Annotated in this window: 11 protein-coding genes and 1 pseudogene; 6 read left to right on the plus strand and 6 right to left on the minus strand. The window is 70.8% G+C overall.

Going from position 1 to position 10,575, the window contains the following annotated elements; translation table 11 throughout:
• Positions 1–129 precede the first annotated feature (129 nt).
• Both EHS43_RS26150 and EHS43_RS26155 read left to right on the plus strand, forming a co-directional pair.
• Positions 130–1,014 carry an RICIN domain-containing protein gene (locus EHS43_RS26150; RefSeq protein ID WP_185806411.1) on the plus strand — a complete coding sequence of 295 codons (885 nt, stop codon included), beginning with the start codon at positions 130–132 and terminating at the stop codon, positions 1,012–1,014.
• A 129-nt stretch (positions 1,015–1,143) separates the two neighbouring features.
• Entirely contained in the window at positions 1,144–1,575 is a 432-nt protein-coding gene (locus EHS43_RS26155) for a hypothetical protein (RefSeq protein ID WP_185806414.1), read from the plus strand.
• Between the two features lie 9 nt (positions 1,576–1,584).
• On the opposite strand, the gene EHS43_RS46650 is transcribed toward EHS43_RS26155, so the two are convergent.
• Together EHS43_RS46650 and EHS43_RS26160 are read right to left on the minus strand one after the other, a co-directional pair.
• Positions 1,585–1,743, minus strand: a complete 159-nt coding sequence (locus EHS43_RS46650) for a hypothetical protein (protein WP_185806412.1) — start codon at positions 1,741–1,743, stop codon at positions 1,585–1,587.
• Between the two features lie 427 nt (positions 1,744–2,170).
• Positions 2,171–3,559 carry a cystathionine beta-synthase gene (locus EHS43_RS26160; RefSeq protein WP_125193213.1) on the minus strand — a complete coding sequence of 463 codons (1,389 nt, stop codon included), beginning with the start codon at positions 3,557–3,559 and terminating at the stop codon, positions 2,171–2,173.
• 162 nt (positions 3,560–3,721) lie between these two features.
• On the opposite strand from EHS43_RS26160, the gene EHS43_RS26165 reads away from it, so the two are divergent.
• The 3 genes from EHS43_RS26165 (at position 3,722) to EHS43_RS26175 (ending at position 7,194) form a co-directional block, all read left to right on the plus strand.
• A complete protein-coding gene (locus EHS43_RS26165) occupies positions 3,722–4,753 on the plus strand; it encodes an SGNH/GDSL hydrolase family protein (RefSeq protein WP_125193214.1) in 1,032 nt (343 codons plus the stop codon).
• A 162-nt stretch (positions 4,754–4,915) separates the two neighbouring features.
• Positions 4,916–6,136, plus strand: a complete 1,221-nt coding sequence (locus EHS43_RS26170) for an acetyl-CoA C-acetyltransferase (protein WP_125193215.1) — start codon at positions 4,916–4,918, stop codon at positions 6,134–6,136.
• 284 nt (positions 6,137–6,420) lie between these two features.
• A complete protein-coding gene (locus EHS43_RS26175; protein WP_185806415.1) occupies positions 6,421–7,194 on the plus strand; it encodes a hypothetical protein in 774 nt (257 codons plus the stop codon).
• 30 nt (positions 7,195–7,224) lie between these two features.
• Here the strand turns inward: EHS43_RS26175 and EHS43_RS26180 are convergent, their stop codons facing one another.
• Positions 7,225–7,536: a hypothetical protein gene (locus tag EHS43_RS26180; RefSeq protein ID WP_185806413.1), complete on the minus strand. Its 312-nt coding sequence runs from the start codon at positions 7,534–7,536 to the stop codon at positions 7,225–7,227.
• Between the two features lie 104 nt (positions 7,537–7,640).
• Here EHS43_RS26180 and EHS43_RS26185 point away from each other — a divergent pair, with 104 nt between their 5' ends.
• Positions 7,641–7,871 carry a DUF4287 domain-containing protein gene (locus EHS43_RS26185; protein ID WP_020120819.1) on the plus strand — a complete coding sequence of 77 codons (231 nt, stop codon included), beginning with the start codon at positions 7,641–7,643 and terminating at the stop codon, positions 7,869–7,871.
• 61 nt (positions 7,872–7,932) lie between these two features.
• On the opposite strand, the gene EHS43_RS26190 is transcribed toward EHS43_RS26185, so the two are convergent.
• From EHS43_RS26190 to EHS43_RS26200, 3 genes and pseudogenes are all read right to left on the minus strand, one after another.
• Positions 7,933–8,826, minus strand: coding sequence for a Bax inhibitor-1/YccA family protein (locus tag EHS43_RS26190; RefSeq protein ID WP_125193217.1), 894 nt, complete (start codon positions 8,824–8,826; stop codon positions 7,933–7,935).
• 148 nt (positions 8,827–8,974) lie between these two features.
• Positions 8,975–10,150, minus strand: coding sequence for a 4-hydroxybenzoate 3-monooxygenase (locus EHS43_RS26195; protein ID WP_125193218.1), 1,176 nt, complete (start codon positions 10,148–10,150; stop codon positions 8,975–8,977).
• A 203-nt stretch (positions 10,151–10,353) separates the two neighbouring features.
• Positions 10,354–10,575: pseudogene (locus tag EHS43_RS26200) on the minus strand (hypothetical protein); the annotation flags it as partial.

The following is a 10,575-nucleotide window of genomic DNA, read 5'->3' on the forward strand; positions in this document are numbered from 1 at the left end:
GAACCGATGAGCGGCGGACGGGCAGGCGGTATATGGGGCCGGGCGTCCCGCCGCGGCAGGGGCACGGCGGGGGCGGCATCCGCCGATGGAGATTCAAACGGTGTCGGCGCGACGGCCACGGCCGCGGTGGTGACCCGTGGCGACTCCCCCGTCGGGGACGAGGACGTCCCCAACCGTCCGAAGAAGCCCCTGCTGGCCGGTGCCGCCATGGCCGGGGCCATTCTCATCGCCGTACCGCTGCTGGTCATGGCCACCGGCGACGACGATGACGACAAGAGCAACAGCGTGGCCCCTGCCGCCGCCGAAACCGTTCTGGACGATGACGGGGCGAAGTCGGGAGTGTTCATCGCCGAGTCACCGGCCTCGAAGAAGCCGGGGAAGAAGGCGGACAACAAGCGGAGCGCCGGCGTGAAGAAGGCCGCGGGTTCCCCCGTGGAGAAGCACGTGCTGCCCGGCCCGGCCGCGACGGCGACGACGAAGGCCAAGAAGAGCAAGGCCAGGACGAGCAAGGGCGCGGCTGCCGCGTCCGGCACTCTGCCGACGATCCTGACAAGGGTCCTGATCAAGAACAACACCAACGGCACCTGCGTCGACATCCCCGGCTTCTCCAAGGGCTCCGCCGACGGCCCGGTCATCCACGCGCAGTGCCACAACACCACGGACGACAACCAGCTGTGGAACGTGGAGAAGAAGTACAGCAGCGCCGGTCCCGGCGGGGTGCCTCTCTTCCAGATCCGCAATGTCATGGACGGCCTGTGTCTGGACCTGGGCAACTTCGGGGCCCGCCCCGGTGCCACGAAAGTCCAGGAGTTTCCGTGCAACGGCACGACCGCCGACAACCAGCTGTGGTGGCTGGACAAGCAGGCGGACGGCAAGTTCTGGATCCGCAACTTCGCCAGCCGGAACCAGTGCCTGGACTCGTACGCGAACAACGACCAGAACAAGAACCTGATCATCTGGCCGTGTGCGGCGGAGAGCAGCAACAACCACGAGTGGTCCATCACCCGTGCGTGAACCGCGCGAGACCGTCGGCCGGACCGGGGTGTCCGGCCGTACGGCCTGGGAACGACCCCCGCCGCAACAGGGGGGCTAACCCCAGTGCAGGGGGTGGTCCCGCTGCCTACCGTGGATGCCATGACCGGAATGGATGCGCGGGATCCCGAGCTCAAGAAGGAACTCAACGCCACCCTGCAGGCCCGCAGGGAACTGGGCGAGGAGTACGAGTCCGCGCTGGTCGACTCGTTCCTGGAGAAGGTCGACCAGCGCATCGACGGTGCCGTGGACCGCAGGCTGCGCCGGCAGCTCGCCGAGCAGCAGATGGTGACGGCCCGCGGCGCCCGCTCGCCCAAGCCCACCGACTCCTTCGGTGAGCGCTTCGGCTTCGGCATCGTCTCCCTGGTGCTGGCGATCCCGCTGTCCGCGATCGGCGGCGGTGTCGCCCACCTGCCCGGCCTGCTGGTCTCCTGGGTCGGCATCGTCGGCGTCAACGCCTTCCAGGCCCTGCGCGTCAACCCGGACCTCTTCCGCGGCCGGCGCGCGAAGCAGTCCTCCCAGGGCAGCGACTGGGAGGCCTGACCCCGGCCCTCACACCTGCGCGGTCGGCGGCCCCATGACCTGGCGCAGGTTGACCCGCCGGGGCCGGCTGGTGAAGTGGGCGACGAGGTCGGCGGGTTCCGCGGCCGCCGGCGAGCCCGTCGCCTCGACCAGCCCACCGGTCCGCTCGCGTAGCCCGTCGTCGTCCATGTGCGTGGTCAGCTCGCTCTTCGTCAGCCTCGGCGCGATGTGCGGAGCGGCCGACGCTGCCGGGCATCCGGCTCCAGCCCCGCCCGCTGACACCGCCCGCAAAAGAGATATCGCGGGGACCGCCGCACCCCCGTGAACGGGGGGCGGGACGACGGCGGTCCCCGCGAGGGACGTCGACCGGGTCAGGCCAGGTCTCACGTCCGGCGTCCATGGAGGTCCGGGAGCCGCTCCGGAGGTCCTTGGACGTTCGGCGCCGGCCGGGGCGGGGAGCCGCTCCCGCCCTGCCGACACCCACCAATGTGCCGGACGCGTGTTAAGCGTGTGCTGCGCGGACGTGACACGCTCGTACCAGTTCCGCGAAGTCCACTCTTTCGGTAGGAAACCGGAAGACCGCCCGCGGCACCCGGTGTTCACCGGAGGTTTGCCGTCACTTCCCGCCCTTGGCGAGGAAGGCCAGCAGGTCCTGCCGGCTGATGACCCCGGTGGGCTTGCCCTCCACGAGGACGATCGCCGCGTCCGCCGCGCCGAGCACCGACATCAGGTCGCCGACCGGTTCGCCGGAACCGACCTGGGGCAGCGGGGCCGACATGTGCTTCTCCAGGGGGTCCTCCAGGGAGGCCCGCTTGGCGAACAGGGCGTCGAGCAGCTCGCGTTCGACGACGGAGCCGACGACCTCCGCGGCCATCACGTCCGGGTGACCGGCGCCCGGCTTGACGATCGGCATCTGCGAGACGCCGTACTCCCGCAGCACCTCGATGGCCTCGCCGACCGTCTCGTCCGGGTGCATGTGGACGAGGGAGGGGATGGCGCCGTGCACCTTGTCGTTCAGGACGTCGGCGACGCGGGCGCTGGGGCCCTCGTCCTCCAGGAAGCCGTAGTCGGCCATCCACTCGTCGTTGAAGATCTTCGAGAGGTAGCCGCGTCCGCTGTCCGGGAGCAGGACCACCACGACGCCGTTCTCGTCCAGGCGCTCGGCGACCCTGAGGGCCGCGACGACGGCCATGCCGCAGGAGCCTCCCACCAGGAGGCCCTCCTCCTTGGCGAGGCGGCGGGTCATCTGGAAGGAGTCCTTGTCCGAGACGGCGACGATCTCGTCGGCGACGGTCCGGTCGTAGGCGGTCGGCCAGAAGTCCTCACCGACGCCCTCGACCAGGTAGGGCCGCCCCGACCCGCCGGAGTACACGGACCCCTCGGGGTCGGCGCCGATGACCTGGACCCTGCCGTCACTGGCGTCCTTGAGGTAGCGGCCGGTGCCGGAGATGGTGCCGCCGGTGCCCACGCCCGCCACGAAGTGGGTGATCTTCCCCTCCGTCTGCTCCCACAGCTCGGGGCCGGTCGAGTGATAGTGCGAGAGCGGGTTGTTGGGGTTGGAGTACTGGTCGGGCTTCCACGCGCCCGGCGTCTCGCGCACCAGCCGGTCGGAGACGTTGTAGTACGAGTCCGGGTGCTCCGGGTCGACCGCGGTCGGGCAGACGACGACCTCGGCGCCGTACGCCCGCAGCACGTTGATCTTGTCGGTGCTCACCTTGTCGGGGCACACGAAGATGCACTTGTACCCCTTCTGCTGCGCCACGATGGCCAGTCCGACCCCGGTGTTGCCGCTGGTCGGCTCGACGATGGTGCCCCCGGGCTTCAGCGCCCCGCTCTCCTCCGCCGCCTCGATCATGCGCAGGGCGATGCGGTCCTTCACGGAGCCGCCGGGGTTGAAGTACTCGACCTTGGCCAGGACGGTCGCCTTGATGCCCTTGGTCACGCTGTTGAGCCTCACCAGCGGGGTGTTGCCGACGAGGCTGATCATCGAGTCGTGGAATTGCACCGTTGTCTCCGGATGCTTGCAAAAGAAGTGGTCCTAGTGGTCCGGCCAGCCTATGGCCTGATCGGGCGCCATGACGGTCGTTCACTCCCCGTTGGGATTGGGCCACGGTCCGTGCGGGGCAAGGAGTGGGTGTAGCGGGTACGACGGAGGTGGCGGCGACGTATGACGAGCATGTCGAGGGCGAGGACGGCCAGGCGGATCGCGGCCGGAGCGGCGTACGGCGGTGGCGGGATCGGTCTGGTCGGCGCGGCGGCCATGGGCCTGCTGCTGGCGGAGGTGCGGCTGGCCAGACGGCAGGTGGGCAACGGCACGGCACCGCACGTCCCGCAGGCCGAGGGCCGGTACGGCCACGTCTACGCCGCCGCGGGCGAGCCGCCCCTGCGGCTGACCATGCTGGGCGACTCCACGGCGGCCGGCCAGGGGGTGCACCGGGCGGGCCAGACCCCGGGCGCGCTGCTGGCGTCCGGGCTCGCGGCGGTGGCGGAACGCCCGGTGGAACTCCGTAACGTCGCCCTCACCGGGGCCACCTCGGACGACCTGGACCGGCAGGTGGCGCTGACGCTGGCGGACCCCGAGCGGGTCCCGGACATCTGCGTGATCATGATCGGCGCGAACGACGTCACCCACCGGATGCCGGCGACGCGTTCCGTGCGCCATCTGTCCTCGGCGGTACGGCGGCTGCGCACGGCCGGCGCCGAGGTCGTCGTCGGCACCTGCCCCGACCTCGGCACCATCGAGCCGGTCCAGCAGCCGCTGCGGTGGCTGGCCCGCCGGGCCTCGCGCCAGCTGGCCGCCGCGCAGACGATCGGCGCGGTGGAGCAGGGCGGCCGCACGGTGTCCCTGGGCGACCTGCTGGGCCCGGAGTTCGAGGCGAACCCGCGCGAGCTGTTCGGCCCCGACAACTACCACCCCTCCGCCGAGGGGTACGCGACGGCGGCGATGGCGGTGCTGCCGACGGTCTGCGCGGCCCTGAGCCTGTGGCCGGCCGACGAGGACCGTCCGGACGTCTCCCGCCGCGAGGGCTTCCTGCCGGTGGCGAAGGCGGCCGCGGAAGCGGCCGCGGAGGCCGGTACGGAGGTCGCGGCCGCGATGCCGACGGGCCCGAAGGGACCCTGGGCCCTCCTCAAGCGCAGGCGCAGGCGGCGGGTGCGGGCGACGGAGCCGTCCTCCACCACCAGCACCTCGGGTGTCTGACCGGCGGGGTCGTCGGACCGCCCGCACAGGAGGCGAGAAAAGCAAGCGCTTAGACAAAGGTCACACCGTCACCCCCGTGACCGGGGCCATACGTACGGGTAACTTCCCAAGCAGCCACGCCCCGAAGACCGAAGAACACCCCCGTACGCCAATGGAGCCGTGATGCCCGAAGCCGTGATCGTCTCGACCGCCCGCTCCCCCATCGGCCGCGCTGTCAAGGGCTCGCTCAAGGACCTGCGCCCCGACGACCTCACCGCCACGATCATCCAGGCCGCCCTCGCCAAGGTCCCCGAGCTGGACCCGCGCGACATCGACGACCTGATGCTCGGCTGCGGCCTTCCCGGCGGCGAGCAGGGCTACAACCTGGGCCGGATCGTCGCCGTGCAGATGGGCATGGACCACCTGCCGGGCTGCACGATCACCCGTTACTGCTCCTCCTCGCTGCAGACGAGCCGGATGGCCCTGCACGCCATCAAGGCCGGCGAGGGCGACGTCTTCATCTCGGCCGGTGTCGAGATGGTCTCCCGTTACGCCAAGGGCAGCTCGGACGGCCTCCCGGACACCACCAACCCGCTCTTCGACGAGGCCCAGGCCCGCACCGCGGCCACCGCCGCCTCCGAGGGCTCCACCTGGCACGACCCGCGCGAGGACGGCCTGCTCCCCGACCCGTACATCGCGATGGGCCAGACCGCGGAGAACCTGGCCCGCGTCAAGGGCGTCACCCGCCAGGACATGGACGAGTTCGGCGTCCGGTCGCAGAACCTCGCCGAGGAAGCCATCAAGAACGGCTTCTGGGAGCGCGAGATCACCCCGGTCACGCTCCCCGACGGCACGGTCGTCTCCAAGGACGACGGCCCCCGCGCCGGCGTCACGCTGGAGGGCGTCCAGGGCCTCAAGCCCGTCTTCCGCCCCGACGGCATGGTCACCGCCGGCAACTGCTGCCCGCTGAACGACGGCGCCGCCGCGGTCGTGATCATGTCCGACACCAAGGCGCGCGAGCTGGGCCTGACCCCGCTCGCCCGCATCGTGTCGACGGGCGTCTCGGGCCTGTCCCCCGAGATCATGGGCCTCGGCCCGGTGGACGCCTCGAACCAGGCCCTGCGCCGCGCCGGCCTGACGATCGACGACATCGACCTGGTCGAGATCAACGAGGCGTTCGCCGCCCAGGTGATCCCCTCCTACCGCGACCTGAACATCCCGCTGGAGAAGCTCAACGTCAACGGCGGCGCGATCGCCGTCGGCCACCCCTTCGGCATGACCGGCGCCCGCATCACCGGCACGCTCATCAACTCCCTCCAGTTCCACGACAAGCAGTTCGGTCTGGAGACCATGTGCGTGGGCGGCGGCCAGGGCATGGCGATGGTCATCGAGCGCCTGAGCTAGCCTCAACTCTCCGTGCCCGTATGGAGACCCAGCGTCACTCTTTGGCCCAGAACCCGGGAAACTCCAGGGTTCTGGGCCCATTTGTGATCCAATCTCCCCCAGGATGTGACCTATCTCCCTTCGCGCAGGGATTTGCGCAGCTCAGAGCCGTTCACCAGTAACCCTCGGACCCAAAGTCCTGTCCGATTCGTGACGTTACGCACTGACAGAGGGATAGTCCGCCCTTCAAGCTGATGTAGGAAGTCGGGGGTCGACTTTGAACCGGGAGTACGTCAGTGAGCGCCATGCCGATCGCCTTGCTGGTCACCACGGCCGCCACGGGCGCCGTGGGCGTCGCCGTCCTGCGCACCCTCATGGTGCTGCGCCGACAGGTCGCCGCCCTGCACACCGAGCTCGCCAGGAACAACACCGCGCCCGTGCGGGGTCTCGTACCGGCCGCCCGTCCGGCCGCTGACGTCGACGAGATACGGGCCGCCGTGGCCGAGGCCCTCGCCGAGGAGCGCGAGCGCGAGCTCGCCGAGGCACGGGCCTTCTGGGCCGCCCAGGAGTCCCGTGACGCCTCCGACGCGCCCTCGCTGCTCGGGCTGCCCGACAGTGAGATGTTCCTGCCCAGGCAGGCCGATTTCGTGGGCCTGGAGCCGGTGTCGGAGTCCTCGGCCGAGGCGGACGAGTTCGCCGGCGACAGCCCCGAACTGGCCGCGGCCCGCCGCCGCCACCCCTCCCACCCGGACTTCGTGCCGGTCGGCTCACCGGCCGTGGGCGACCACGAGCGCACGGTGGCCACCCTGGAGGACCTGGCCGCGTCCGGCACCGAACTGGCCGACGTCCGCCCGGGCCCGCTCGGCACCTTGGACGTCTACGTCTTCGCCGACGGCACGACCCTGTGCATGACCCCGGGCCACCGCGAGACGGCCGAACGCCTGGCGGCGGCCCTGCGCGCGGGTGAGACCCCGGTCCTGCTGGGCGGCTCGGGCGTCTCGGGCGCGTACACGCTGACGTTCGCCTGCGGCGAGGAGAACGTCTACATCCTCGCCGACCGGGTCATAGCGTCCCTGTAGGAGTCCGCGCGGGACGTGGTCCCGCGGGCGTCACACCCCGGCCCGCTGCTGGGCCTGGGCGACCAGCTCCACCGCTTCTTCCACTTGGCCCTCGTCCGTCAGGACGAGGGCCAAGTCGTGCACGGCCACGGTGATCTGGTCGGCGGCGGCGAACATCCCCGCGTCCGGCATCTCGCGCGGCTCGGTTCCGGGCTCCTCCAGAGCCTGCGTCCGGCGGGCGAACTCCCGGGCCAGGCCCAGTGCTTCGGCTGCGGCACCCCGCTGCAGGCGGCTCTGCGGCGCGGCCCGCAGACGGTCGGCGAAGTGGTCCACAGCCCGGGTCAGACGCGAAGTATCAGCCACCGGGCAACCGTACGCGTCCCCCCGGGACTGTTGCCAACGGGCGAACGCTCAGGCACCGTGACCTGAAGGACCGGCTTACATCCCCTTTGCGTCCGGAGGCGCCGATGTCCCACGTCCTCTCCGAGGAGACCCACCGCAACATGCTCGCCCGCATCCCCCATTGCACCGGTCGTGAAGTGTCCGACTGGCTCCGCACCGTCGACGAAGGCCCGGCCCTCTTCCGCTTCGAGGAAAAGGTCAGCTGGCTCCGCCACGAACACAACCTCGCGTACGGCCACGCCAAGGCGATCATCCACGAGTACGACCTGAGGAGGGCCGCGCGCAGGTACTTCTAGCCGCGCACACGGAAAGGGCCCCGGGTGGGAACCCGGGGCCCTTTCACCGTCCGCGTGGGAACTAGTCGTTGCTGTTGAGGATCGCGATGAGCCGCAGGAACTCCATGTAGATCCACACCAGCGTCAGCGTGAGGCCGAACGCGGCCAGCCACGCCTCCTCGCGCGGGGCGCCGTAGGCGATGCCGTCCTCGACCTGCTTGAAGTCGAGGGCGAGGAAGCACGCGCCGAGCAGGACGCCGATGATGCCGAACAGGATGCCGAGGCCGCCGCTGCGGAAGCCGAGACCGTCACCGCCACCGAAGGCGGCGAAGAGCAGGTTCACCACCATCAGCAGCATGAAGCCGAGCGCGGCCGCCATCACGAAGCCGTAGAAACGGCGGTTGACGCGGATCCAGCCGGCCTTGTACGCGATCAGCACGGCGGCGAAGACCGCCAGGGTGCCGATCACGGCCTGCATGGCCGCGCCGCTCGCGATGCGGTTGTCGACGACACTGGAGACCACGCCGAGGAACACGCCCTCGAACGCGGCGTACGACACGATCAGCGCGGGCGAGGCCGAGCGCTTGAAGGACTGCACGAGCGCCAGGACCATGCCGACCAACGCGGCACCGATGCCGATGCCGTACGAGCGGCCGATGTTGGCGTCGTCGACGGGAAGCAGCGCCCAGGCGAGCGCGGCCGTCACGATCAGGATGCCGAGCGTGGTGCCGGTGCGCATGACGACGTCGTCCATCGTCATCCGGCCGGTGCTCACCGGGGCCTGCGGCGGCGCCCCCTGCTGCAGGTCCTGCTGGGCGTAGGGGTTGGTCGCGTACGGGTTGCCCTGCGGCTGCGCGTAGGGGCTCGCCTGCGTGCCCACGGCTGCGCCCCCGGCCTGCGGCGCGGTGTTGAAACCCGCGTAGCCGTTGTCGCGGCTGAACCCCCGTCGCGAGAAGACCGGGTTGCTGCTCCTCATTTCACTCCTCCATGGCCACCGTCTGTGGACCTTGCCCTCAAGAGTAATGGGTAGGCAAAGGAATGACCCTAGTGCTTGAGGAGGATCTTCCCTCGTTGTGTCGGCCAACACGCTACGCCCGGGCGTGATTCCCGGCACTGGAGGGGCCTCATCCGAAGGGGAAGCCGGTGTAGCCCTCGGCGAGGTCGGTCTCGGCGGCCCGCGACCCGGCGATCCGCTCCAGCCGGGCCAGCTGCATCCGGTCGTCGAAGCCGGTGGCGTCGGGCGCCCGGTGCAGGAGGCCCGTCATGTCGTACGAGAACCGTTCGGCCTGCCACACCCGCCGCAGGCAGGTCTCGGAGTAGGAGTCGAGGCGCTCGGCCGAACCGGTCTCCCTCAGGTGCGCCAGCGCCCCGGCGAAGGTGACGACGTCCCCCACGGCGAGGTTCAGGCCCTTGGCGCCGGTGGGCGGGACGATGTGCGCCGCGTCGCCGGCGAGGAAAAGCCGGCCGTACCGCATGGGCTCGTGGACGTAGGAGCGCATCGGGGTGACGGACTTCTGGGTGATCGGCCCGCGGTCCAGCTTCCAGTCGTCGTCCGTCTCGAAGCGGCGCTCCAGCTCGTCCCAGATCTCCTCGTCGCCCCAGCTGCCGGCGTCGGTGCCCTCGGGGACCTGGAGGTAGAGGCGCGAGACGGACGGGGAGCGCATGGACAGCAGGGCGAATCCGCGGTCGTGGCGGGCGTAGACGAGTTCGTCGTGGGAGGGCGGGACGTCGGCGAGGATGCCGAGCCAGGCGAAGGGGTACGTCCGCTCGAACACCCGGGTCAGTTCGGCGGGGACCGCCTTGCGGGCCACGCCCCAGAAGCCGTCGCAGCCGACGACGTACTCGCACTCCAGGACGTCCTCGCGGCCCTTGTGCCGGAAGCGGACGCGCGGGCTGTCGCTGTCGGCGCCCTCGACGGCCAGGGCCTCCGCCTCGAACAGCAGCGGGCCGCCGTCCGCCAGCTGGAGGGCGATGAGGTCCTTGCAGACCTCGGTCTGGGCGTAGACCATCACGGACCGGCCGCCGGTGAGGGCGGGGAAGTCGACGCGGTGGCGCTTCCTGTCGTAGCGCAGCTCGATACCGTCGTGCGGGAGTCCCTCGCGGTCCATGCGTTCCCCGGCACCGGCCGCGCGCAGTACGTCGACGGTGCCCTGCTCCAGGATCCCGGCGCGCTGACGCTGCTCGACGTAGGCGCGGTCGCGGCTCTCCAGGACGACCGAGTCGATGCCGGCGCGGTGGAGGAGGCGGGCGAGGAGGAGGCCGGCGGGGCCGGCTCCGATGATGCCGACGGTGGTACGCATCGGGCGTTCCCTTCGGAGACCTGGTGGCTGCTGGGCGCGCAATCCCTGTGGGCGCAATCCCTGTGCGCGCAATAGCCTGCGTTCGCATAGTGAAGTTTTTTTCACTTAAGTGAGCCGAGTCTGCGCCGAGGGTCTGCCGATGTCAACGGTCTGCGCGGCCGTCCGGCCCGCGGATGGCTTCCACGGGCCGGACGGAGGCCGGGTCAGCGGCTGGGCCAGCCGTCCAGGTGGCGGTGCATGGTGACGTCCTGCTGCGCGTCGCCCTTGGGCGCGTGGGCCACGGCGTCCTGGAGGACGGAGTTGACCTCCGCGGCCAGGGCGTCGGCCCGGGCGCGCAGGTCGGTCGCGGGCATGTCCGAGCGGGTCAGGGCGTCGAGCCGGCGGTGGATGTCCGCGAGTCGTTGGCGGTGGGCGGAGTCGAGGGT

Source organism: Streptomyces sp. RP5T (assembly GCF_003933965.1).
In the GTDB taxonomy this organism is placed as follows: domain Bacteria; phylum Actinomycetota; class Actinomycetes; order Streptomycetales; family Streptomycetaceae; genus Streptomyces.

Coding starts and splice junctions, on each gene's coding strand:
- EHS43_RS46650 (WP_185806412.1), bottom strand. CDS start 1,743: ATGGACGACGACGGGCTACGCGAGCGGACCGGTGGGCTGGTCGAGGCG.
- EHS43_RS26175 (WP_185806415.1), top strand. CDS start 6,421: ATGCCGATCGCCTTGCTGGTCACCACGGCCGCCACGGGCGCCGTGGGC.
- EHS43_RS26185 (WP_020120819.1), top strand. CDS start 7,641: ATGTCCCACGTCCTCTCCGAGGAGACCCACCGCAACATGCTCGCCCGC.
- EHS43_RS26170 (WP_125193215.1), top strand. CDS start 4,916: ATGCCCGAAGCCGTGATCGTCTCGACCGCCCGCTCCCCCATCGGCCGC.
- EHS43_RS26190 (WP_125193217.1), bottom strand. CDS start 8,826: ATGAGGAGCAGCAACCCGGTCTTCTCGCGACGGGGGTTCAGCCGCGAC.
- EHS43_RS26155 (WP_185806414.1), top strand. CDS start 1,144: ATGGATGCGCGGGATCCCGAGCTCAAGAAGGAACTCAACGCCACCCTG.
- EHS43_RS26195 (WP_125193218.1), bottom strand. CDS start 10,150: ATGCGTACCACCGTCGGCATCATCGGAGCCGGCCCCGCCGGCCTCCTC.
- EHS43_RS26165 (WP_125193214.1), top strand. CDS start 3,722: ATGACGAGCATGTCGAGGGCGAGGACGGCCAGGCGGATCGCGGCCGGA.